Below are 23080 nucleotides of genomic sequence, written 5' to 3'. Positions count from 1 at the left end.
CCGTTGTGTGGACCGGTGTTGGCCCAGGACACGGCAAACGCGACGCTCGGAAACCTTCATCTTGCTGCGAATGAGGTCGATGCAGGCACGGCGGCGCGAGGGGCTCAGAAGTTTCCCTTTGCGGCCTCGGACAGGATCAATTTGTCCAGCGTCAGGTCCGTTACCGCCCTGCGCAGGCGCTCGTTTTCCTTCTGGAGCCGCTTCAGTTCCTTAAGCTGCTCTGTGCCCATTCCGCTGTACTTCTTCTTCCAGCGGTAATAGGTTTGCTCCGTCACGCCGATCTGACGGATTGCATCAATCCGGGGCATCCCTTGCCCCATCAACACTTCAACCTGCCGTAACTTCACGACAATCTCTTCGGGCTTCGGTCTCTTAATAGCCATCTATGGTCCTCCGCTTTTCTAAACATAGGGGCGGACCACTTCATTGGGGGAGGCTCAATGCAGCAAAAAGCGGGAGTATTCCGCTCTATATTTCGCTCGATGACCTGGCTCTCGGCAAGGTACATAACGTTGCTTTTCGCCTAGCAGGGATGTCCGATATGTCCTAAAATTAGCACGATTTTCTTCTCATAAGCAGACATCATTTGGCTTTTCAGATTGATGATGTGATAGAATATAACCCCTTACATGCCGCCCTTGTCTTTCCAGCTCATCACCTTTTCTCGCTCTTCGCTGGCCACCTGCTCCACCTCCTCGACAGCGGTGCAGGCCCGCAGCCGGTCTTTGATCCAGTTGGCTTCGGCCAAGACGGTCATCAGAACGCAATCTCTTCCTGCCCGTCATCCAGATCCCAGAATCGGTTGGTGCTGAGATCACAGCCGACTTTGACGCTGCAAATCTCCCCCATGCGGGCCTTGCCGATGATGATTTCCGCCTTGCCCTTCCACTGCAAGAACTCGGCCTCCCAATCTGCCCGGTCCTCCGGCTTCTTTGGCACCGTGAAACGTGGCGGGGTCAGGTAGTATTCAGGCCGGAAGATGAACATCACATTGTCGGGGGCGTTCTCGAGATCACCGGAACCACGCAGGTGGGCGAGATTTGGGCGGGCCTCTGAAAAGTCGTCCACCTTGCCAAGGTTCCTGTCGATCTGAGCCAGAGCGATGACATGCACGTCCAGCTGCTTGGCTATCTGCTTGAGATCATTGGCGACCTGAGACAGCCGCACGAACTGGCTTTCCCCACGCCCGCGAACAAGCTGAATGTAGTCGATAATCAAGAGCTTAAAGCCTTTGAAATTCTCAGTCTCTTTCCACTTGCGCTTGAGCTTTTTGCCCTCTGACAGGATGGCCGGCACATCACGCACCCGTTCTGAAAAGACTTCCAGTGGCAGGTTCTGGAGATCCTGCGCCGCATTAACCACCTGGCCAAAACTGGCGTCACCCATGGGGCGATCATAGCCACGGTACTCGATGCCGCTGACTGCGCTGTTAATCCGGTTGGCCAGATCCTCCTCCGGCATCTCCAGAGTGACGAACCCGACCCCATAGCCAGCTCTGGCAGCAGACAGGACCATGTGCAGGGCCAAGGCTGTTTTCCCCATCGAGGTTGCCCCACCGAGGATCGTGTAGCGCTTGGGCGCCAGAGAAACCTTGTCATCCAACGTCTTGAGACCGGACGGGACGCCCCGCAGGTTGCCTTGCTTGATCTCGTGCATCTGTTCCAGCGCCAGCTTCTGCGCCTTGAGGAAAGACATCGTGCGTGGCTCTGAAGAGGTCTCTTCGCGCTGGTGCAAGATCATTTCCATCTCGGCGGCCACCTCGTCAGAGGACCGACCGTCGCGCAGCTCTCTGGTCAGCTTTTCCAACCGACCGGCAAGCGACCGGCGGCCATGGGCCTCTACCACGATGTTGGCATAATCCTTGATCGCAAAGGCCGAGACCGAGCCTGTAATCAGTTTTGCCAGATACGCCATGCCCCCAAGCTGTTTCAGCCCTTCATGGTCTGCCAGATCTTCTTTGAGGGTGATCGGGGAGGCCAGGTGGTCGCGCTCGATGCGCGCGCTGACGTTGCGCCAAATGGCAGCATGGGTGGGGTCGCGGAAATGTTCGTCTCGGATCTGACCGGAAATTTCGTGATAGCGATCATTGTTGGCCAAGACCGCGCCCAGGATCTGCTGTTCGGTTTCTGGAGCAAAGCCGTCACCGGCTGGGTTGAAATGCTGGGTCATCGCTTACATCCATATTTCTTGAGCCAAAACTTCGCCGCTGCATTGGGCTCGCCATCAGTCTCCATCGAGGGCGGCACCCTGCCCGCCTCCAGCGCCCGGCGCTGGCTATTGCTGAGATCTTCGATTGCAAACTCCTCGCCACCGGCTTCTGCCAAGAATGGTTCCCACCCGGGTTGCCGCAGCCAGGGGAGCGTTCCCTTGAACGACAATGTTGTCATCAGTGGTGGTGCTCTTGAACCCCTCAAGGAGGTAAACCTAGATGCACTTTAAAGAAGGATTATGGGACGGTTCCGACCCGCTCTATGCCCCAGGCATAAGCTGGGGTGGCAAAAACAAAGAACGGAGGCATGCACACTGGAAGTGCCCAAAGAAGTACTCAGAAGCGGGATACGCGATCACGAATGTCAAACTCCCACCGCCTGGCAAGCCAACCGATGAGCATCAGCCTGGCCGGGCCCTCAAGTGCCGAGAGCTGACCCGCGAAATGCTCAAGTGGTTCGATGAGCAGGACCAGCCCAAGGTAAATCCTGAAACATGGAAGTACCTGATTGGTCGCTACAAGACCGACGACTTTTCTCCTATTCAAGAAGTCAAAGACAACACTCGCGTCGGCTATCACGAGCAGTTAGCCAAGCTGGAAGAAGTCATTGGGCACACCAAGGTCGCGGATATGTCCTATGAGGTCATCAAGACCATTCAGCAGGCTATGGTCACAAAGGGGCGTTCAACTTCCTATATCCATCGTTTCTTCAATACCCTCCGCCGAGTTGCCAGATACGGCAAAGCCCTGAAAACTCCAGCGGCAGCCGAAGTGGCCAGTGTGCTTTCCGAGGTGAAACTGAAGAACAGCCCAGCAAGACAGACGGTGCCTACACGTGAGCAAGTTTACTCGATTATCCACCAAGCAGACCTGGAGGGTTCCACTCACTTCGCACTAGGCATCATGATCCAATACGAGTTTGCACTTCGCGCCGTGGATGTTCGCGGACAATGGCTGAAGACGGACGAAACCAAAGGTGGGATCATTCGCAACGGAAAGCGTTGGCAGGACGGTTTGACTTGGGACATGTTCGATCCAGATCTCACCACCATGACCAAGCTCATCTCGAAGACACAGAACTCTTTGCCTGAGCCATACGAGTTTGACCTGACAGCAGCTCCAGAAGTTAGGAAAAGGCTCTTGGCTATACGTCCTGATAATGCCGTTGGGCCAGTTTTGCTTGCTCGCCGTAGCGGAGGCCTCCCCTTCACCAAGAGCGGGTGGACACAAGCCTGGTCACGTTTACGGGGGAAGGCAAAGGTGCCTAAAGAGATCTGGATGATGGATTTGAGAGCTGGTGCTGTGACTGAGGCCAAGGCCTTGGGTGCGGATCCGTATATGCTCCGCGATGCAGCTCAACATGTGCAATCGCAAACCACAGATCGCTACTCTCGATCCCGGTCAGATGGGGCGAATAACGTGGTTCGACTCAGGAACTCTGGCTAGGTCGGATCAAAATTACCGAAACCTTGATCCGACAATAATCCGACACCATTTTGAAAAACTTGTAAGTTATTGATTTTGTGGTACCACCTCCCCGGCTCGAACGGGGGACCTCCTGATCCACAATCAGGCGCTCTAACCTACTGAGCTAAGGCGGCACTGCGGGCGATTTAGCCTAGAGAAAACCGAAGCGCAAGAGCTTTATAGCACAACTTTCCAGCTTTGTTCGATCAAATCCTGCCCAAAGGAGTGAACCGGCTTGCTTGAGACCAGTTGCCAGCCAAAAGCCGCATAAAGCGCGCAGGCGGCATGATGGCTTTCATGGGTCCAAAGCTGCATGTCGTGGTAGCCAGAGCTGCGGGCAAAGGACATGCACTGGCGCAACAGTTCTTTGCCCAATCCCTGCCCACGGGCCTCAGGTGTCAACAGAAACAGCCGCAGCTTTGCGGTAGTTTCACCCTGGCGCACACAAAAGATCGACCCCAGCCGTATCGCACCACGATGCGCAATCCAGCCCCGTTCGCACTGCGGATCGTGAGTTTCACAAAACTTTTGCAAAATCTCAGCCACCAAAGGGCCAAAACTGTCATCAAACCCCTCATCGCGGGCATAGAGATCCTGGTGGCGCGCCACCAGCCATTGACAATCTGAAGGTTCGAATCGACGCAGTGCTACATCTGCCATACCTCATCAAAGCCCAGAGCAGCTTGCCTTTCAAGCCACCGCAGGCTAGCACCAAAGACTGCAATAGACCTGCGGCAGGAGAAGACAATGGGTATCAATACCGAACGCGATATCGAAGCAAACATCCAAATCGGACCCACCGATCAGGGCATGGTCCGGTTGTTCATCGAAGCCGATGGCGTCGAAATCCCGATGGACTTTGACCCTGAAGAGGCCGAAGAAATCGCCGACGAGCTGCGCGCCGCAGCCCAGGCTGCCCGTATTGTTTCGGGTTAAACAATCCTAGCTCCGGCCTTCAGCCCCGGATAGGGGGATCAGTGAAAAGCTGACCTCCCCGACCCGGGCGCGGATCGCAGAGCGACTGCAGGCGCCGCGCCGCATCCCTGGCAAATTTCTGGGTCAGTTTCCTGCGCCGGGGGGCTGCCAGCTTCTCTTCTGGGGCCATACGGATCACCTCAGCATCATAGCCATCCGCTATGATCAGCCCAGTGCCCTGAGGCAGCAGATCAACGGGGAATTCCGTGTCCACCGCCCAAAAATAGCGGTCACACCATTCCAGATACCCCTGCCACTTCCTGTCAGACTGAAAATCCGCCCGGCTAGATTTGCATTCAACCACCCAGAGCTCCCCCTTGGGCCCCAGCCCCAGCACATCCACCCGCAGCCCGCGCGTGGGCACGAACTCTTGTAAGGAGGCAAAGCCAAGAGCGTGCAGATGGCGCGAGACCCCACGGGCCAGTCGCTGACCTGGTTGCAACTGCCCTTGCGGCGCGGGATTGGAACGGCGAAAGGATGTCATAAAATCACCGTGAACAATTAGGGAACAAAAGGCAAGCCCTGGGCCTACTGTCTGGCGCAGGGCGCCCTGGAAAAACAGATTGCTCTTTGCAGCTCTTGCTTTGCCCGCGTCAGGGCACTACCTAGAAGGCGTGGCGGGTTCTGCCCCTTCAGTGACCGGAAGCATTCCAGTGGCCTTAAGCAATTCCACGGGAGCTGGCTCTGTTCGGACCCTGGTCCGTTTACCTGGCGCCCACCTGTACATACAGGTCCCCGGGAATCAAAACCGCACGTCTGCGGTGGTCCCGTCACATTTCACCCCCTCGGGGCTCGATATAAAAAGCCGCGCAGCTCTGCCCAGAGCGCGCGGTTTTTTGTCTCTCACTCATCAGTGCAATCTGCTGTACCAGCCAGCGGTTGGCTAATGGTGCAGGCTTAGCGGCGTTTGCTCAGTTGGCGCTTTTGCCCGGAAACAGCCTCGGCCCGCACAGGTGCGGGTTCAAAACGATGGGCAACCGGTGTTCCGCCGCGGGGGCCATCGTCCTTTTGGGCCATCGACATGATCACCCAGGCAAATTGCACCCCGGCAAAGACGATGCCATTCATGAACCAGAGCAAGAACACCGCCAGCAGGCCATCACTGGACTGGCTGATCAGCCCCCAAAGGTTCATCACATTGAACCACAGCAGCATGGCAACAAAACCAGCGGCGATGCAGAAACCAATGATAACATTCTTGATGTAGAGTTTTACCAGCTTGGGCATGACGACCTCATCTCTGTTACAGGCAAAGACTAGCACTCCGCGCCGCAGGGTCCAGCCATACTGGCGTCAAATGCTATCGCTGGCACAGAAATAATGTCGCACCCTGGGGTAAGCCCACCGGGAAGGGCTCAAACAAAAAGCGCACCTCAAGGGCGCGCTTTTATAAATGTCGAATCAGATCAGTCCCAAAAGGTTCTGGATCAGAAGGCTTCCGGCTTTGCCTCGCGCGCCATGTGATCAAGCACGGCATTGACGAATTTTGCCTCTTTGCCCTCTGGAAAGAAGGCGCGGGCAATGTCGACAAACTCGTTGATCACCACCTTTGGCGGGGTGCTGGACTGAGTGAACTCAGCCCCAGCGGCCCGAAACAGCGCCCGCAGCGTCGGGTCAATGCGGGCAATCGGCCATTTTGCCACCAGCGCCCGGTCGGTCATCTGATCGATTGGAGCCTGAAAGTTCACCGCATCTTTCAACAGCTTACGAAACAGGCCGGTGTCGCCCTCGGCCATTTCCCCATCTTCATAAACAGCGCCAAAGCGATGGTTTTCAAATTCAGCACTCACCTTGTCAAAGGTCAGATCGCTGTGCTCCATCTGAAACAGCGCCTGCACGGCATAAAGCCGGGCGGCAGATTTCATCTGGGTTTTGCCATTGCCCTTAGGGGCGCTGTCCGAATTGGTCATGCTGTGCGGGGTCCGTTTTCTGTGCCAGCCAGCTGAATGGCTTCGGAAGGCGCCTTGAAGCCGACTCCCTTGGTCTGGGCGCCCCACTTACGCGTGAGCGCAATAAGATGCAAGGCCGCAGCCGCCGCGCCGCCCCCTTTGTTCTGATCCGCAGGATCTGCACGCACTTCGGCCTGTTTGCGGTTTTCCACGGTCAGAATGCCATTGCCAATGCACAGGCCCTGCAGACCCAGCAATTGGATGGCGCGACTGCTGTCGTTGCAGACCGTATCATAATGGGTGGTTTCGCCGCGAATGACGCAGCCCAGCGCAACAAAGCCGTCAAAATTGGAGCTGCGATCCGCAATGGCGATGGCCGTCGGGATCTCCAGCGCGCCGGGCACTTCAACCACCTCGTAAGAACCGCCAGCAGCCTCGATCTCGGCCTTGGCACCGACCAGCATGTTGTCGGCGATATCCTTGTAATAGGGCGACATCACGATGGCGAGTTTCACCGGCTTGTCGAATTCGGCGCGCGGCATGATGTAGTGCTGTTCGTGTCCGGCCATATCAGGATTCCTTCAGAATGGGGCGGGTGCCAACAATGGAGAGCCCATAGGCGTCAATGCCAAGATAGGTGGTAGAAGGGGAATCAGTCAGTAGCTCCAGTTCCTCGACCCCCAGTTTTGACAGGATCTGCGCGCCAAGGCCGGTGTTCTTGATGGTGCGCGGGCCTTCATCCTCGGGCGCATAGAGCGAATGACGCGGTTCGCGGAACAGGCAGACAACGCCGCGCCCTTCCTCGGCGATCAGCTCCATGGCGCGGGGCAGTTCCTTGACCGGTTTGGGGCCAAGGCCCAGAATGTCAGAGGCTTCATGCAGGGCATGGGTGCGGGTCAGCACTGGGCCACCCGAAGCAATATCGCCCTTGATCAGCACCACATGCTCAACCCCATGGGTCTGGTCGGTAAAGATACGCATATCCCACTCACCACCAAACTCGGAGGTCACTGTGCTGCGGTCGGTTTCCACCACCAGATTGTCATTGCGCGAACGATAGGTGATCAGATCCGAAATGGTGCCGATCTTGAGATCGTGTTTTTCAGCGTAATCCACCAGATCGGGCAGACGCGCCATGCTGCCATCTTCATTCATGATCTCGCAGATCACCGAAGAGGGATAATGCCCGGCCAGACGTGCCACATCGCAGCCTGCCTCGGTATGGCCGGCCCGCACCAGCACTCCACCGCGCCGCGCGCGCAGCGGGAAGACATGGCCCGGAGTGGCGATATCAGCCGCGGTTTTTTCGGGGTCAATCGCGGTCGCCACGGTCAGGGCGCGGTCTGCGGCAGAAATGCCGGTGGTCACGCCTTCGCGCGCCTCGATCGAGACGGTAAAGGCGGTCTCATGACGCGACGAGTTGTGCATCGCCATCATCGGCAGACCAAGTTCTTCGATACGTTCCGCAGGCAGGGTCAGGCAGATCAAGCCGCGCCCATGGGTGGCCATGAAGTTGATCGCAGTCGCATCGGCGCTCTGCGCCGGAATGACCAGATCGCCTTCGTTTTCGCGATCCTCATGGTCGACCAGAATGAACATCCGCCCCGCACGGGCCTCATTGATGATCTCTTCGATTGGGCTGATCGCCGCGCGCAAACGGGCCTCGACCGGCCCCGGTGTTTCAAAGCTCATGCTGATAGCCTTTCGGTACAGATGCCCCAAGGGCCCATCGCCCGGCGGGTATATAGGCGAAATAGCCCAGCCTCGCGACAAAGGCCAGCCCCACCAGCGGCACAGCTTAGGCTAGACGCGGCGTTTTGCTTCGGGCAGAAAGGTGATATTGGATACAATATTCACAAACCCGGAGAGAGTCCATGCGTGCATCCCGCATTCTGCAAGCCGTTGACGCCCATGCCGAGGGCGAACCAGGCCGTGTCATCACCGGTGGCATGCCTCTGCTAAAGGGCAATTCTGTCTTTGAGAAAATGCAGGATATGGCGCAAAATCATGATGATATCCGCCTGCAGATGCTGCGCGAGCCGCGTGGCAATCCGGGCCTTTGTGGCAATGCCATCGTGCCCCCCTGCCATCCGGAGGCTGATGCGGGGTTCATCATCTTTGAACAGACAGAATATCCGCCCATGTCTGGCTCCAACACCATCTGTGTGGTGACTGTGCTTTTGGAAACAGGCATTGTGCGCATGGTGGAGCCGGTGACGGAACTGACGCTGGAGGCGCCAGCTGGGCTGATCAAGGTGCGGGCCGATTGCTGCGACGGCAAGGTGACGCGCGTGTCCTTTGAAAACGTCCCCGCCTTTGCCCTGCATCTGGATGCCCCGGTTGAGGTTGCAGGTCTTGGCACCATCAAGGTTGATGTGGCCTGGGGCGGCATGTTCTTTGTGCTGATCAACGGGGAGACCATTGGCCTGGATCCCAGCGCCGAGAATGGCGGCGAAATTGTGCGCATCAGCGAAGCCATCCGCCATGCCACAGCAGAGCAATTGCCCGTGGCGCACCCCAAAAACCCGGAGATCACCGGCCCCACCATCACCAATCTCTGGGCACTGCCGCAGGCGGAGGGCACCCATGGGCGCGGTACTATCACCATTTCAACCGGGGATTTTGATCCCGCGCGCCCACAGGATGCCAGCGGCATTCTGGATCGCTCCCCCTGTGGCACCGGCACCTGCGCCAAAATGGCGGTTCTGCACGCGCGCGGTCAGCTTGGGATCGGCGAGGACTATGTCAATGCCGGTCCTCTGGGCACCACATTTACCGGACGCATTTTAAAAACCACGACAGTAGGAGGCCACCCGGCCATCGTGCCTAGCCTGTCAGGCCAGGGGTGGATCTATGGCCTGGCCTCTTACACGCTGGATCCAAGCGATCCCTTTCCGCAGGGCTATACCGTTGGAGATATGTGGTAGGAGGCGGTAAAAAGAGGGGCGCTGCCCCTCGGCCTCGCGGCCTCACCCCGGAATATTTTTGGAAAGATGATATCAGAGGAGGCTGCCAACCCCGGCGGCACGGCAGACTGGCAGGAGTGGAAAATCAGCCTGCCTCATGCAGCCGGGCCACATAACGCGCCAGGGTGTCGATCTCAAGGTTCACCTGATCGCCCAGCTTTACATCCCCCCAGGTTGTCATCTCTTTGGTATGCGGGATGAAGTTGATGCCAAAATCGCGGCCCTGCACATCGTTCACCGTCAAGGACACCCCGTTTAGGGCAACCGATCCCTTGGTGGCGATAAAGCGCGCCAAGGCCTGAGGCGCGCGCAGGGTAACACGGGTGCTGTCGCCTTCGTCGCGCAGCTCAACCACTTCGGCAATCCCATCCACATGCCCCGAGACGATATGGCCCCCAAGCTCATCGCCGACTTTTAGGGCGCGCTCCAGATTGACCCGTTTGCCCAGCACCCAGGCGGCGACATTGGTCTTTGACACAGTTTCGGCAGAAATCTGCACGTCGTACCAATCGGTACCCAGCTCGATCACTGTAAGACAGACCCCATCCGAGGCAATAGAGGCCCCCAGGTCAATGCCTGCGGTGTCATAACTGGTCGTAATCCGCGCGCGCAGATCTCCCTGCTGGTCCAGCTGGGCAATGGTTCCAATGTCAGTGACGATACCGGTGAACATCGTAAGCGCTCCTAGGCTTTGGCTACGGCGGGAATTTCCTATGTCAGAGGTAGCCCAAGCAGCCCCAGTTTCACAAGCCCTCCTCTGCACCCGGCCAACGCCTCTGCCCAATCGGGTAACAAGAGCAATGCACCCGAAATCTCAAGTCCCGAAGGTCGGCTTGCTGCCCCCCTCTATTGGCCTTAATGTGGCACATACCCCTTGTTGGCACTCCTGGTCATAGTTATGCCCCAGTCAGGCGTTAATCTCTGATGCAAGATTAGCAAAACCTTAAAGCAAAATGCCGCAACTCTGATGCAACACAACAGCTCCAAACGACGCGCCTTTCTGCTCCTTCAGGGACCACATGGGCCGTTCTTCAACGCTCTGGGCAGGATGCTGTGCACTGCGGATTGCGAGGTTTGGCGCATTGGCTTTAACGCGGGTGATCAGGCCTTTTGGCGCGACAAGGCGCGGTATCTGCCCTTTCGCGACGCCCTGCCCGAGTGGCAAGGTTTTTTCGAACAGACCTGCCGCGACAAGGCAATCACCGATATTGTCCTTTATGGCGACACCCGACCAATCCACGCTGAGGCCATTCTTGTCGCCCGGCGTCTGAGCCTGCGGGTGCATGTGTTTGAAGAGGGTTACCTGCGCCCCTATTGGGTCACCTATGAACGGGACGGGTCTAATGGCCATTCACGGCTGATGCAGACAAGCGTCGGTGAGATGCAGAAGGCCCTGGAACTCTCGGATATGGAGGCCCCACTGCCGCCCTCTCATTGGGGCGACATGCGTCAACATGTATTTTACGGCGCGCTGTATCATTGGTTTGTGATGTTCTGGAATCGCAAGTACCGCAATTTTCGCCCCCACCGCACCCTGTCCGTGACCCAGGAGTTTCGGCTTTATCTGAAACGGCTGCTTCTGATGCCGGCGCAGGCATTGGAACGTCGTCTTGCAACACGCCGCATTCGCAATGGCGGCTTCCCCTACCATCTGGCACTGCTGCAATTGGAACATGACAGCTCGTTTCAGATGCATTCCCCCTTTGACAATATGAGCAGCTTTCTGGCGGAAGTGATCTCAGGCTTTGCCGCCGGTGCGCCGCGTCACCACCATCTGGTCATCAAGGCCCATCCCTTGGAAGACGGCCGAAGCCCGAACCGCCGTGAGCTGCGACGCCTGGCCCGCGCTCATGACATATTGGATCGTGTACACTACGTACGAGGCGGCAAACTGGCGGAACTGCTGAACGAGGCGCGCACCGCAGTCACCGTGAACTCCACCGCTGGTCAACAGGTGCTTTGGCGTGGCATTCCGCTCAAGGTCTTTGGCGATGCGGTCTATGACAAGGACGCATTCACCTCAGCGCAGCCCCTGGCCCAGTTCTTTGCCGCACCAACCCGGCCAGACAACCGCGCCTACAAGGACTACCGGCGTTACCTGCTGGAAACCTCGCAGGTGCCAGGGGGGTTCTATTCCCGCTCTGGGCGACGCCAATTGCTGCGCCATGTTGTTGATATGATGCTGTCACCCCATGATCCCTATGATGCGCTGCGCCACGGCACAGCGGCTCCGCGGCAACAGTTATCGGTGGTCCGGTAAACGAAACCTCTCGCAAGACTGGATTTTCTCCTCAAACCGCGCTAGCCTATCCAAAAAACTGAGGCAGAACAATAATAGGTCGAGGAGACCGAGCAGTGAAAAACGTCCCCTTTTCATGGGTGCGGCCCGTGGCGATTCTCGCTGCATTGACGCTTGCGGCGTCTTGCGGTCTGCCCAAAGTTGGCCCCAACAAACGCGAAATCTTTGCCGGATCGGTGCAAAAGGAAGGCGATGCCTTTATCGTCTCCGTCAATGACCGTGTCACCCGCGCCACCGCAGTGGTTCCCGCGCTTGGCTTCTCTCAAGGCTTTATCAATGCCGGGCGCTTGACCTCGGACACCATCCGACCCGGCGATGTCCTGGGACTGACCATCTGGGAAAACGTCGATGACGGGCTCTTGGCCAATGAGGCCACAAACGCCACCACTCTCGAAGAGGTACAGGTCGATAGCGCCGGCTATATTTTTGTCCCCTATGCCGGACGTTTGCGCGCCTCAGGGAATACGCCTGAACAGCTGCGCGAAGAGATCACCAAAAAACTCGAAGACCAAACCCCCGACCCGCAGGTGCAGGTACGCCGTGTGGCCGGGGATGGCTCCACCGTCAGCCTGACTGGCGCCGTGGGCGGTCAGGGTGTCTATGCCATCGAACGCCCCACCCGCACTCTATCGACCATGCTGGCCCGTGCGGGCGGCGTCGCGATTGAGCCCGAGATAGCCCAGGTCACCGTGATCCGTGGCAAGGAACAGGGCAAGATCTGGTTCCAGGATCTGTTCAACCATCCAGAACTGGACATCGCCCTGCGTGGCGGTGACCGTATTCTGGTTGAGGCCGACAGCCGCTCCTTTACCGCTCTCGGCGCCACCAGTGCCCAGGCGCGGGTGGCCTTTGAAAGCCAGGATCTGTCAGCGCTGGAAGCCATCGCTCAGGTTGGTGGCTTGATCTCCACCACCTCTGATCCCACCGGGGTTTTCATCTTCCGCAACGAGCCGGCAGAAATTGCCAATCAAGTTCTGGGGCGCGACGATCTGGTTGGCGCACAGCGCATGGTCTATGTTCTGAACCTGACCCAGCCCAATGGGTTGTTCATCGCTCGCGACTTTGTGGTGCGGGATGAAGATACGCTTTATGTCACCGAAGCGCCTTATGCACAGTGGACCAAAACCATTTCGCTGCTGGCCAGCCCGCTGACACCTCTCGCCAGCGTCGAAACGCTGTTTGGCGGCAGCTAACAACGTGACCGGCTCATCTGCCAAAACCAAAGCCGGGAGCCAAGGCTCCCGGCTTTTTGTTTATAATGGTGGCTTTGTCACCCAAACACGGCTGCGCCGAATTCTCGATCTGGCGGGTTACAAGGTCCGCCTCGGCCTGCCGCGACAGGATGATCTTGTTGCTGTCTGGGGCAATTCTCCAACTGCGCACCGTGGCCGCGCCGTGGCCGCCAAATATAGCGCCGAGCTGCTGCGCGTGGAAGACGCCTTTTTGAGGTCAATCCATCCCGGTCGCGCCGGGGAGCCGCCCCTGGGGCTGCTTTTGGACCGCAAGGGTGTGCATTTTGACCCTGCCCAGCCGTCGGATCTGGAAGAGCTCCTGGCCACCCACCCGCTGGACGACAGCCATATGATGCGGCGTGCCCGCAATGCCATTGGCCGAATACAAGACGCGCATCTCAGCAAATACAACGGCTTTCTGCCCAATGCTCCAGTGCCGGATCCTGGATATGTCCTGGTGGTGGACCAACTGCGCGGCGATGCGTCAGTCACCGCCTCTAAGGCGGACCGCGCGCGTTTTCTGGAAATGCTGGTCTTTGCCCAGGAAGAACACCCTGGCGCCCGCATTTTGATCAAGACACACCCCGAAACCCGCGATGGCCACCGGCCCGGGCATTACGCTGACAAAGACGCCCAGGGACGGGTTGAGATATTCAGCGATGCGGTTTGTCCCTGGATGCTGCTGGAGGGGGCAGTTGCGGTCTATACCGTTTCTTCGCAGCTTGGCTTTGAGGCCATACTTGCAGGCCATAAGCCGCGGGTCTTTGGCCAGCCTTTCTATGCCGGCTGGGGCCTGACCCAGGATGAAGACCCGGTGGCGCGACGACAGCGCAAACTCACCCGCGCCCAGTTGTTTTCGGCGGCAATGTTTCTCTACCCTACCTGGTATGATCCCTATAACGACCGCCTCTGCGAGCTGGAGCGGGTTATCGACACCCTGGAGGCAGGCACCCGCGCCTGGCGTCAGGATCAGGTCGGTTGGGTGGCCTCTGGCATGCGACTCTGGAAACGCAAGCCACTACAGGGGTTCTTTGGCCAGACCCGCAAACTGACCTTCACCGAGAGCCCGGAAGAAGCGCGCAAAAGCGGGCGCAACTGGATGATCTGGGCCAGTAAGGCTGATGCCAAGACCCATGCAGGCGCCACCCGTGTTGAAGATGGCTTTCTGCGCTCACGCGGCTTAGGTGCCGATCTGGTGCCGCCGATGTCCTTGGTGCTGGACCGTCAAGGCATCTACTACGACCCACGTCAGCCCTCTGATCTGGATGATCTGATCAGCCAGCGCGCCGACCTTGGCCCCGCCGAGGCGCTGCGGGCAGAGGCCCTGATCCAGCAGTTGATCCGCAACAGCCTGTCAAAATACAACCAGTCGGGCGAAACGCCCGCCCTGCCCGAAGGCCATCGCATTCTTGTTCCCGGACAGGTGGAAGATGACGCCTCTATTCTGGCCGGATGCGGGCGGATCAACAGCAATCTGGAATTGCTGCGCGCTACCCGCAAGGCCAACCCCAAGGCTGTTATCATCTATAAACCCCACCCGGATGTCGAAGCAGGCCTGCGCCCAGGGGGGCTGTCCGCGACCGGGATCCCAGAGGATCTGGCCGATGTCGTAGCCAGAAATTGTGATCCTATGGCGCTCTTGGATATGGTGCAGGAGGTCTGGACCATGACCTCGCTATTGGGCTTTGAAGCCCTGCTGCGCGGCGCCAAGGTCACCACCCTGGGACTGCCCTTTTATGCCGGCTGGGGGCTCACCACCGACAAGCGCACCGCACCGCCCTGGCGCGCAGCACGGCCCGACCTGCTGGGGCTGGCTCATGCAGTGCTGATTGACTATCCGCGTTACTTTGACCCCGTAACCAATCGCCCCTGCCCCCCCGAAGTTGTGGTGGAACGGTTGATTTCAGGGGAGCTGCCACAGCCAAGCCTGAGCAACCGCTCCCTGTCAAAGCTGCAGGGGATCTTTGCCACCTATGCACATCTGTGGCGCCGCGGCTGAACTCTGGTTAGCTCGCCCGCCGCCAGCGATGCATTACATCGGCGCCAATGACGCTGGTTTCTACCAGATCAAACCGATTGGCTGCCTCAAGACTGTGCAGCCCCAGAGCCCCGATCGAGGGCAGCCCCTCGGCGCCGATCCCCAGACCGGCAGTAAAGCCGATCAGCTCATCCACCAAGTCAAAAGCCAGCAGCGACGCAGCAAGTGCGGAGCCGCCTTCGCAGAACACTCGCGTCAGCCCAGCATGGCCCAGCTGTTGCAAGATATCATGCGGGTCCAGCTGTACACCTCGGCTGGCACAGGGCAGTAGCCGCGCCCCCAAGCCCTCCCAGGCCTGTTTGCGCTCAATATCCGCGCCTTGGCCGTGGCACAGCCACAAAGGCACCTCAGCGGCAGAGGTGGCCAACTGGCTGATGAGAGGCAGGTCCAGATGGCGAGAGATCACCACCCGCACCGGCTGATGCTCAACGCCAAGGTCGCGCACCGTCAGTGAGGGATCATCCGCCCGCGCGGTCCCCGCGCCGACCATGACTGCATCATGGCGGCTTCGCATCGCGTGAACTGCGCGGCGCGCCTCTGGTCCGGTGATCCATTTGCTTTGGCCCGACCCGGTGGCAATACGGCCATCAAAACTGCTGGCCATCTTAAGCGTCACCAGCGGGCGGCCTTGTTCGGTCTTGTAAAAGAACCCGGCGTGATCGCGCGCGGCCTCCTCAGCCAGCACTCCAACCTGAACCTCGATGCCAGCCTTGCGCAGCATCTCAAACCCCTGCCCCGAGACCCGCGGATCGCTATCGCCAACGGCTGCCACCATCCGGGCAATCCCCGCGTCAATCAGTGCCTGGCTGCAGGGTGGGGTTTTGCCGTGATGCGAGCAAGGCTCCAGCGTGACATAGGCGGTGGCACCGCGCGCCTGATCGCCAGCCTGCGCCAGCGCCACGACCTCGGCATGGGGGCGGCCACCGGGTTGGGTCCAGCCGCGCCCGACAATGCGCCCGTCGCGCACCAGCACACAGCCCACCGCCGGGTTGGGCCAGCATTTGCCCTGACCTCGTCGCCCCAGCGACAGGGCCAGCGCCATAAATCGACTATCCGTTTGGGTCACGTCTCGCCCACCTATCTGTTGTCACACACGCGCCCGGATCAGGCCTTAGCCAATCCGGGCGCGGGAAAGTCTGAGTTCAAGCCTGAAACTGGCCGTGCCCTCGGTTAGGGGCGCACGGCACTGGCGTCATTCTTCGTTTGGCGTATCAGGGCGCAATTCATGGACAAAGTCCTCAAAATCATCCGCCGCCTGGAAGTTCTTGTAGACACTGGCAAAGCGCACATAGGCCACCGTATCGATCCGGGCCAGCGCCTCCATGACGATCTCGCCGATCTTGCTGGACGAGATATCCGTCTCCCCCATGCTTTCCAACCGGCGCACAATACCCGAGATCATCTGATCAATGCGTTCGGGGTCGATGGGACGTTTTTGCATGGAAATACGGATCGAACGCTCCAGCTTGTCGCGATCAAAATCTTCACGTTTGCCGTTGGTCTTCACCACCACCAGATCGCGCAGCTGCACCCGCTCATAGGTGGTGAACCGGCCACCACATGCGGGGCAAAAACGACGTCGACGGATTGAAACGTGATCCTCGGCGGGACGTGAGTCCTTTACCTGAGTATCGATATTCCCGCAAAACGGACAGCGCATCTGCGGATCCCCTTTTCCTGATATCTGTCATTTGTGCTAAAACCCGCACAGTTATCCACAACTATAGGGCAGCCGCTAGGAATTGGGTAGAGGGGAAATTCAACCGCTAGATCAAGCGGCTTAGCCACTGATATGTGCAATGATTTGACGTCTGTGGGGGGCGTCGCGATGTTCAAACAGGTAGATCCCCTGCCAGGTGCCCAAGGTCAGCGCGCCATCCGTGATTGGGATCGACAGGCTGACAGGCAGCAGAGCCGATTTGATATGGGCTGGCATATCATCCGGGCCCTCATAGGTATGGCGCAGATAGGTCATCGAAGGGTGGGTTGAGGGCGGGACCAAGCGAGAAAAGAAGGCCTGCAGGTCGTCCTGCACCTCTGGATCGGCATTTTCCTGTATCAGCAAGGAGCAGGAGGTGTGACGTACAAACAAGGTCAGAAGCCCCTGGTCACAGTCCAGATCCGCCAACCAGCCCCGAACCTCTCTGGTGAATTCATAAAGTCCCGGACCACGGGTCGCGATGTGAAACAGTTTCTGCATGGGTAAGCTCTGCTACAGGCCATGAGGTTTCGCAAGGGGCTCTCTTGACCCGGTGCGCCTATCGGTCCCGCCCCATGAGCGCTCAATTGAAGCGAAAGCGAAAATCGTCAACCCGATCATAGCAGTAATTCCGCGCGGTCGCGGCGTTCAGATTGTCCCCTCTGACCTTAACGCTCAGTGACAGGCGCGGAGTGGTGTCGCTGCCCGGTGGCGGTGACAGTGAGAACTGCACCGACCTACGCCCCGGACGATTCACTGCAGGGCCGATTCCTTGCCAAACATAGATCCGCTGGGTGGCCTGGGTGCGCAGCTGTCGAATGGCAAAATCACCAATGCCACACCAATAGTCCTGCGCGCCAGAACCCACCCTGTTGACGACTTCCCAGACACCTTTGGAAACCGGCAGAACCTCATGGCGGTTCCAGGCCCGCCAGGCCTCTGCGCTCAATGGCAGACAGATCAGGCTGCCCAGCAGCCCTGCTGCCAGCCATGATTTAGATCCGTTTTTGCCAACCCTCTTTTGCATCTCAAAGCTACCTTTTGCAGCGAAGCCCGCGTTACCACTGTCAAAAAGACACTAACAGGCTTCGACAAATCCGCCAAATGGGCGCTATCAAAATCCCACAGGCAGCTGATTACAGAGATTGAAGGCATCGCGAACCCGCATATTGTCACCGCGCGCCAACGCGTTAACACTGCCAAAGGCGCCGGTTGGCGGAGAGCCCGCTAAGGAAGGCTGCAAAGTGAACTGTACCGCAGAGCGTCGGTTTGTAGTCTCACTCGCCCCACGAGATCGGGAAATGTAGAGATGCGCCTCCCAGGGGGACTTTAACGCGCGCTGTGCGTAGTCTCCAGCCGCGCACCAATAATTGCGCCCCAGACCACCAGCCTTGGGAACAACTTCAAACACCGCGTCAGAGACAGGGTTCACCCGACTTCCATCGCGAGCCGAGAATGCACTGGCACCCGTTGCAACCAGGCCCACCAGGCCAAGAGACAGGACTGTAGAAGAGAGAATTTTCATAGCATATCTTTCCCTTGTCATACCAAGAGGCAGGGATTTCTAAGCCAGCAAACCTGGCCTAGTCTCCGCATGCCTGACCACAGGATAGGCGTGCCGCCCCGCAGCGCCAGTCACGTCACTGTGCTACACGCAACCGTGTGGCCTGACCGGCATCCCAAAGGAACACCATGCCAAGGAACGCGTCCCCAAGCATGTGGTGGTATTAAAGTCGAACGGGGGATTGACCACAGTAGCTACGGGCCTCTTGCACTGACATTCTATTTCCAGGCTTGATCCCCAGAGCCAGCCACCCCTGCAGAGGCGGCGCCACCCCAACCTGTTCAGGCGACAGAGTGAACTGCACAGCCGAACGTCGTCCGGTTGTCACGCTGGCGCTGCGCCCCTGAACGACATGCACCAAGTCCTGCCATCCCGCTCCTTTGACCCGGCGCGCATATTCAGACGCCCCGCACCAGAACTCAGAAAACGTCCCGGAGGATTTTGGAATCACTTCAAAGACCAGATCATTGACCGGGTTCACCCGTACCCCACCTGGGGTGGTAAAGGCTTCAGCCACGACAGGCGCCACAAGCGCCGCAGTCAAACCAAATGCAAGTAGTGTGTTTTTCATAAGAGGCGCTCCTGGATTTCGACCTACATAGGGAGCACATTGCGGGGTTCCAAGGGGAAAGCTCACAAAACCGTAATGCCGTGTGAAGAGCGTTTCCGATGGTTATCAGATCGCTTCAGGCCGCTTGTCACGGATTGCCGCGATCAATCCGCTTGCTTCACTGCAGTGCCGGGAAAGGGGATGATTTCAGCCCCAAGACCTGAGCCCAGACTTTTCTCCAGGATATTCAACACCGCCGCATCAGGAGAGGCTCCCTGCTCGGGGCTGAACTGGGCCCGCGCCTGTTGCCGCAACATCTCGCGGGCTGGCTCCGCCTCCATGGATTTCAGGGTGTCGCCCTGTTCTTTGAGGGCCGAGACCATAAACTCATTTGCATTGGTCAGGGTTTTCAGCGCTTCCAGCTGATCTTGCAGCACGGCCAGCGCCGCAGTCAGGTTTTGATTTGCAGACATCGGTCCCCCATTGGCGTTTAGATCTCAGACAGGCAGCGAGACAGGTAACTCCATTCTAGAGGCCGAGGGCTGAGCACGACAAGCCATGATGTTAAGCAATGGTTAACGCGGCATGGGAACCTCAAAACTGCCTTGATATCGAACCAGCAAACCGACCCCTGGCAGACTGGCTGAAATATCAAAGCCAAAATCACCTTGGGATGTTTCAAACTCTGACGAGACAGACCTCGGGGTCAGCCAAACAGGCAAAGGAATACCCATGAAACATGTGCGCAACACGTCAACAGCCAGCCCCTCTCCCTGCATCCTCAACCCCATCTCAATCCGAATGGGACCAAAGCTTTCAACCGCACAGTGCCGCCCATTGTCATATCTAAGATACGAGGAGGTCGTGCTGCGGCCAAAGCGACGGGACCACAGGTGACCCTCGCCCTCTGGGCGTGTTGTAATCTCAAAATCCACTGTCAGACCCGGAGGCGGAAACCCGGCAAACCGGGCAATCAAGCGGGCCACAAGATTGCCTCCCTCAACCTTGGCACTGCCGCGATACCGCCCGGTATCGGCAGCGTGAAAACGTGCAACTACTGATGGTACTCGCAGACCCTTCTCTGCGACAATGCGGGCAAAGGCATCACTCATCTGGCGCCGCCTTACCCCGGGCAGGTTTCCAATCCACAAACCGTGCTTGGATCTCTGGCGCGGGCACCATGCAAACCTCGGTCCGACCAAAGAGGCGGTAGCGATTTCGAGCCACCGCATGATAGAGCGGATCTTTCACAAAGGCGGGCAGAAAACGGCACAGCCCAAGAACCGGCCATAGCCCCGGCAAGGCCCGCATCGCCGCAGCAAAAGCATCCAGCCGCTGGTAGCAGCGCCCCTCGACAAAAACGAGATTGGTCTCAAAGTCATCCATGGGCAGACCCCGTTCGCGGTAGAGCCGCTGACCAAATTCGGATTGCGCCGTGGCAAAGGAGAACCGCTGGCCCTTGTCATGGCGCAGCATGAACTGGAAGAAATGTGAGCACAGCACACATTCGCCGTCAAAGACGATGAGGTCTGAGGTCAGCTGGCTAAAGTCATTTCCGATTGAACTCGCCAACACCTATCGCCAGCTCCTGGTTTCAAGTGAATAGATCTGTCCTGCGCGTTCCTTGGCCTCATACAAGGGCAAGCCATAGCCGGAACTTTGCACGCTCCCCGGGTCGCATTGCAAATGCGCCAGCTCCTTACCGCCTTGCTCGACAATGACACCGCCAGCCAACGGCAGCTCCGCGCTCGGATCGCGCTCCTGGCTGTAGTAAACAGTGTAGGACGTGCCCTCATTGTCAAAAGTGAACTCCTCCCAAATCGACCTGCCAATCCCTGGCCAAGGCACCATATTCACTTCCCGCACGTTGCGCTGCAGCGCCAGATCGGCATCAGCGCCCCTGCGGCCAAAGGCATAGCTCACTTGATCACCCTGCAAACAGGTCGTGAGCACCCTGCTGCCGCCTTTGAGAGAACAGGAGACCAGCGTTTCCGAACCGGCAGGACAAGCTATCGCGGGCAAGGCAGAAGCAACAAAGAAAAGAGACGAAAGAAAAAGGCGCAAAACAAAACTCCAAATAGAAAAAGGCGCCCCGCAGGGCGCCCTTTGATTACTGATCCAGGAAGCTGCGCAGCTTGCGGCTTCGGCTGGGGTGCTTCAGTTTCCTGAGCGCCTTGGCCTCGATCTGGCGAATTCGTTCCCGCGTAACCGAGAACTGCTGGCCGACCTCTTCCAGCGTATGGTCGGTGTTCATGCCAATGCCAAAACGCATCCGCAGAACCCGTTCTTCGCGCGGGGTGAGCGAGGCCAGAACCCGGGTGGTGGTTTCCTTGAGGTTTTCCTGAATGGCGCTGTCCAGCGGCAGCACGGCATTCTTGTCCTCGATGAAATCGCCCAGCTGGCTGTCTTCCTCGTCGCCAATCGGCGTCTCGAGGCTGATCGGTTCCTTGGCGATCTTCATCACCTTGCGGACCTTCTCCAGCGGCATCTGCAGCTTTTCTGCCAGCTCTTCCGGGGTTGGCTCGCGACCAATCTCGTGCAGCATCTGGCGGCCAGTACGGACCAGCTTGTTGATGGTTTCGATCATATGGACTGGGATACGAATGGTCCGGGCCTGATCCGCAATCGAGCGGGTGATCGCCTGACGGATCCACCAGGTCGCATAGGTGGAGAACTTATAACCGCGACGGTATTCGAACTTGTCCACCGCCTTCATCAGGCCGATGTTGCCTTCCTGAATGAGATCGAGGAACTGCAAACCACGGTTGGTGTATTTTTTGGCAATCGAGATAACCAGACGCAGGTTGGCCTCAACCATTTCCTTCTTCGCCTGACGAGCCTCTTTTTCGCCCTTCTGAACCTGCTGCACAATGCGGCGGAATTCAGAGATATCCAGACCAACATACTGACCAACCTGAGCCATGTCAGCGCGAAGCTCTTCGACCTTGTCGGTAGAGCGCTCAATAAACATCTGCCAGCCACGACCGGGCTTTTCACCCATGTCAGAAAGCCAGTTGGGGTCGAGTTCACGGCCCCGGTAGGCTTCGACAAATTCACGACGGTTGATGCGCGCCTGGTCGGCCAGTTTCACCATGGAGCTGTCAATCTGCATGACGCGGCGGTTGATGCCATAAAGCTGGTCGATCAACGCGTCGATACGGTTGTTATGCAGGTGAAGACCATTCACCAGCTCAACAATTTCAGACCGCAGCGCCTGATAGGTGGCCTCGTCCTGCTTGCCAAAGGAGCCGTCCTCATTGAGGGTCGCAGAGATCCGGCTGTCCTGCATTTCTGACAACTGGGCAAAATCGGTCGAAATACGTTCCAGCGTGGTCAACACGCGGTCCTTCAGGGCCGCTTCCATCGCTGCAAGCGACATATTGGCCTGTTCGTCCTCATCGTCGTCATCATCCGAGGCAATGGGATTGCCATCAGCGTCCAGCTCCTGGGTTTCTTCCTTGGCAGCCGGGGCCGCAGCCGCCCCTGGAACCACGGGAACCACAGGTTCTGCGGCTTCGCCATCCTCATCCATCTGGTTGCCAAATGTGGTCTCCAGATCGATCACATCGCGCAGCAAAATGTCTTCAGAAAGAAGTTCGTCGTGCCAGATGGTGATCGCCTGGAAGGTCAGCGGGCTTTCGCAAAGTCCGGCGATCATGGTGTTCCGGCCGGCCTCAATCCGCTTGGCAATGGCGATCTCGCCTTCGCGGCTCAGCAGTTCGACCGTGCCCATCTCACGCAGATACATCCGTACCGGATCATCGGTCCGATCCAGTTTCTCGGAAGCGGCGCCAGCAACGGCAACTTCGCGCGGGCTATCGGCGGAAACCAGTTCGGTTGAGCCTTTTTGCTCTTCCTCTTCGACTTCCTCGTCTTCGATAATATTGATGCCCATTTCAGAGAGCATCGACATCACGTCCTCGATCTGCTCCGAGCTGACCTGATCGGGCGGCAGCACCTGGTTGAGCTGATCATAGGTGATGTAGCCCTTCTCACGGGCTTCGGCGATCATCTTCTTGACCGCAGCCTGGCTCATGTCCAGCGAGATTTCAGCGTCCTGATCGTCAGGTTTACGGTCGTCGTTATCTTTGGCGGCCATTCAATGCTCCCTAAGAGGCTGGGCGATTCGGATGCCGAATCATTAGCGCGATCTTGTGATTCGTCACCCGGTTTAGCGAATTTTCTTTGGCTC

The 23080-nt window shown here is 58.2% G+C and carries 27 protein-coding genes, 1 tRNA gene and 1 pseudogene; 6 read left to right on the top strand and 23 right to left on the bottom strand.

The window, feature by feature from the left end:
• The 4 genes and pseudogenes from ED661_RS12370 to ED661_RS12360 form a co-directional block, all read right to left on the bottom strand.
• Positions 1 to 383, bottom strand: a pseudogene (locus ED661_RS12370) (transposase); the annotation flags it as partial.
• Between the two features lie 242 nt (positions 384 to 625).
• On the bottom strand, positions 626 to 757 hold the full coding sequence (locus ED661_RS22340; protein WP_256385560.1) for a hypothetical protein: 132 nt from the start codon (positions 755 to 757) through the stop codon (positions 626 to 628).
• Positions 757 to 2169 carry a DnaB-like helicase C-terminal domain-containing protein gene (locus tag ED661_RS12365; RefSeq protein WP_122074229.1) on the bottom strand — a complete coding sequence of 471 codons (1413 nt, stop codon included), beginning with the start codon at positions 2167 to 2169 and terminating at the stop codon, positions 757 to 759. Before ED661_RS12365 ends, ED661_RS22340 begins: the two co-directional genes overlap by 1 nt.
• Positions 2166 to 2324: a hypothetical protein gene (locus tag ED661_RS12360; protein ID WP_162930127.1), complete on the bottom strand. Its 159-nt coding sequence runs from the start codon at positions 2322 to 2324 to the stop codon at positions 2166 to 2168. The genes ED661_RS12365 and ED661_RS12360 overlap by 4 nt, the downstream gene beginning before the upstream one ends.
• 104 nt (positions 2325 to 2428) lie before the next feature.
• Between ED661_RS12360 and ED661_RS12355 the strand changes: the two genes are divergently transcribed.
• A complete protein-coding gene (locus ED661_RS12355; protein WP_122074227.1) occupies positions 2429 to 3655 on the top strand; it encodes a recombinase in 1227 nt (408 codons plus the stop codon).
• A 78-nt stretch (positions 3656 to 3733) separates the two neighbouring features.
• Here ED661_RS12355 and ED661_RS12350 read toward each other — a convergent pair.
• Positions 3734 to 3810: transfer RNA gene (locus tag ED661_RS12350), tRNA-His, on the bottom strand.
• A gap of 43 nt (positions 3811 to 3853) precedes the next feature.
• Positions 3854 to 4336, bottom strand: a complete 483-nt coding sequence (locus ED661_RS12345; protein ID WP_122074226.1) for a GNAT family N-acetyltransferase — start codon at positions 4334 to 4336, stop codon at positions 3854 to 3856.
• Between the two features lie 87 nt (positions 4337 to 4423).
• Here ED661_RS12345 and ED661_RS12340 point away from each other — a divergent pair, with 87 nt between their 5' ends.
• Positions 4424 to 4612: a DUF6324 family protein gene (locus ED661_RS12340; protein WP_122074225.1), complete on the top strand. Its 189-nt coding sequence runs from the start codon at positions 4424 to 4426 to the stop codon at positions 4610 to 4612.
• A 19-nt stretch (positions 4613 to 4631) separates the two neighbouring features.
• On the opposite strand, the gene ED661_RS12335 is transcribed toward ED661_RS12340, so the two are convergent.
• The 5 genes from ED661_RS12335 to ribB form a co-directional block, all read right to left on the bottom strand.
• Positions 4632 to 5135, bottom strand: coding sequence for an MmcB family DNA repair protein (locus ED661_RS12335; protein ID WP_122074224.1), 504 nt, complete (start codon positions 5133 to 5135; stop codon positions 4632 to 4634).
• 413 nt (positions 5136 to 5548) lie between these two features.
• Positions 5549 to 5878 carry a hypothetical protein gene (locus ED661_RS12330; RefSeq protein WP_122074223.1) on the bottom strand — a complete coding sequence of 110 codons (330 nt, stop codon included), beginning with the start codon at positions 5876 to 5878 and terminating at the stop codon, positions 5549 to 5551.
• A gap of 200 nt (positions 5879 to 6078) precedes the next feature.
• Positions 6079 to 6561 (bottom strand): transcription antitermination factor NusB, encoded by a 483-nt coding sequence (gene nusB / locus ED661_RS12325; RefSeq protein WP_122074222.1) that lies wholly within the window; start codon positions 6559 to 6561, stop codon positions 6079 to 6081.
• Positions 6558 to 7109 carry a 6,7-dimethyl-8-ribityllumazine synthase gene (locus ED661_RS12320; protein WP_122074221.1) on the bottom strand — a complete coding sequence of 184 codons (552 nt, stop codon included), beginning with the start codon at positions 7107 to 7109 and terminating at the stop codon, positions 6558 to 6560. The genes nusB and ED661_RS12320 overlap by 4 nt, the downstream gene beginning before the upstream one ends.
• A 1-nt stretch (position 7110) precedes the next feature.
• Entirely contained in the window at positions 7111 to 8232 is a 1122-nt protein-coding gene (gene ribB, locus ED661_RS12315; RefSeq protein ID WP_122074220.1) for a 3,4-dihydroxy-2-butanone-4-phosphate synthase, read from the bottom strand.
• A 182-nt stretch (positions 8233 to 8414) separates the two neighbouring features.
• Between ribB and ED661_RS12310 the strand changes: the two genes are divergently transcribed.
• On the top strand, positions 8415 to 9467 hold the full coding sequence (locus tag ED661_RS12310; protein WP_122074219.1) for a proline racemase family protein: 1053 nt from the start codon (positions 8415 to 8417) through the stop codon (positions 9465 to 9467).
• A 124-nt stretch (positions 9468 to 9591) separates the two neighbouring features.
• Here the strand turns inward: ED661_RS12310 and ED661_RS12305 are convergent, their stop codons facing one another.
• Positions 9592 to 10179: a riboflavin synthase gene (locus ED661_RS12305; RefSeq protein WP_122074218.1), complete on the bottom strand. Its 588-nt coding sequence runs from the start codon at positions 10177 to 10179 to the stop codon at positions 9592 to 9594.
• A 294-nt stretch (positions 10180 to 10473) separates the two neighbouring features.
• Here ED661_RS12305 and ED661_RS12300 point away from each other — a divergent pair, with 294 nt between their 5' ends.
• From ED661_RS12300 to ED661_RS12290, 3 genes are all read left to right on the top strand, one after another.
• On the top strand, positions 10474 to 11766 hold the full coding sequence (locus ED661_RS12300; protein WP_122074217.1) for a capsule biosynthesis protein: 1293 nt from the start codon (positions 10474 to 10476) through the stop codon (positions 11764 to 11766).
• Between the two features lie 95 nt (positions 11767 to 11861).
• A complete protein-coding gene (locus ED661_RS12295; protein WP_122074216.1) occupies positions 11862 to 12998 on the top strand; it encodes a polysaccharide biosynthesis/export family protein in 1137 nt (378 codons plus the stop codon).
• 4 nt (positions 12999 to 13002) lie between these two features.
• Positions 13003 to 15036: a capsular polysaccharide biosynthesis protein gene (locus ED661_RS12290; protein WP_122074241.1), complete on the top strand. Its 2034-nt coding sequence runs from the start codon at positions 13003 to 13005 to the stop codon at positions 15034 to 15036.
• Between the two features lie 7 nt (positions 15037 to 15043).
• Here ED661_RS12290 and ribD read toward each other — a convergent pair whose 3' ends face one another.
• From ribD to rpoD, 11 genes are all read right to left on the bottom strand, one after another.
• Complete coding sequence (gene ribD, locus ED661_RS12285; RefSeq protein WP_122074215.1) at positions 15044 to 16141, bottom strand: bifunctional diaminohydroxyphosphoribosylaminopyrimidine deaminase/5-amino-6-(5-phosphoribosylamino)uracil reductase RibD; 1098 nt, start codon at positions 16139 to 16141, stop codon at positions 15044 to 15046.
• 126 nt (positions 16142 to 16267) lie between these two features.
• Positions 16268 to 16735, bottom strand: a complete 468-nt coding sequence (gene nrdR, locus ED661_RS12280) for a transcriptional regulator NrdR (protein WP_122074214.1) — start codon at positions 16733 to 16735, stop codon at positions 16268 to 16270.
• A gap of 120 nt (positions 16736 to 16855) precedes the next feature.
• Entirely contained in the window at positions 16856 to 17275 is a 420-nt protein-coding gene (locus tag ED661_RS12275; RefSeq protein ID WP_122074213.1) for a secondary thiamine-phosphate synthase enzyme YjbQ, read from the bottom strand.
• Positions 17276 to 17357: 82 nt separating this feature from the next.
• A complete protein-coding gene (locus ED661_RS12270; RefSeq protein ID WP_122074212.1) occupies positions 17358 to 17801 on the bottom strand; it encodes a hypothetical protein in 444 nt (147 codons plus the stop codon).
• An 87-nt stretch (positions 17802 to 17888) separates the two neighbouring features.
• Positions 17889 to 18299, bottom strand: coding sequence for a hypothetical protein (locus ED661_RS12265; RefSeq protein WP_254054833.1), 411 nt, complete (start codon positions 18297 to 18299; stop codon positions 17889 to 17891).
• A gap of 202 nt (positions 18300 to 18501) precedes the next feature.
• Positions 18502 to 18909, bottom strand: a complete 408-nt coding sequence (locus ED661_RS12260) for a hypothetical protein (protein ID WP_122074211.1) — start codon at positions 18907 to 18909, stop codon at positions 18502 to 18504.
• 143 nt (positions 18910 to 19052) lie between these two features.
• Positions 19053 to 19361, bottom strand: coding sequence for a hypothetical protein (locus ED661_RS12255; RefSeq protein ID WP_122074210.1), 309 nt, complete (start codon positions 19359 to 19361; stop codon positions 19053 to 19055).
• 102 nt (positions 19362 to 19463) lie between these two features.
• Positions 19464 to 20000 (bottom strand): DUF4166 domain-containing protein, encoded by a 537-nt coding sequence (locus tag ED661_RS12250; RefSeq protein WP_122074209.1) that lies wholly within the window; start codon positions 19998 to 20000, stop codon positions 19464 to 19466.
• Positions 19993 to 20463 (bottom strand): thiol-disulfide oxidoreductase DCC family protein, encoded by a 471-nt coding sequence (locus ED661_RS12245; protein WP_254054832.1) that lies wholly within the window; start codon positions 20461 to 20463, stop codon positions 19993 to 19995. The genes ED661_RS12250 and ED661_RS12245 overlap by 8 nt, the downstream gene beginning before the upstream one ends.
• Entirely contained in the window at positions 20464 to 20952 is a 489-nt protein-coding gene (locus tag ED661_RS12240) for a hypothetical protein (protein WP_122074208.1), read from the bottom strand.
• 46 nt (positions 20953 to 20998) lie between these two features.
• The gene (gene rpoD / locus ED661_RS12235; protein ID WP_122074207.1) at positions 20999 to 22987 is read right to left on the bottom strand and encodes an RNA polymerase sigma factor RpoD; all 1989 of its coding nucleotides are present in this window, start codon (positions 22985 to 22987) and stop codon (positions 20999 to 21001) included.
• Positions 22988 to 23080: the final 93 nt, after the last annotated feature.

Origin of the sequence: Pseudophaeobacter sp. EL27, assembly GCF_900313025.1 — a bacterium.
Taxonomy (GTDB): domain Bacteria; phylum Pseudomonadota; class Alphaproteobacteria; order Rhodobacterales; family Rhodobacteraceae; genus Pseudophaeobacter.
This window is presented reverse-complemented; position numbering and strand designations above follow the sequence as displayed.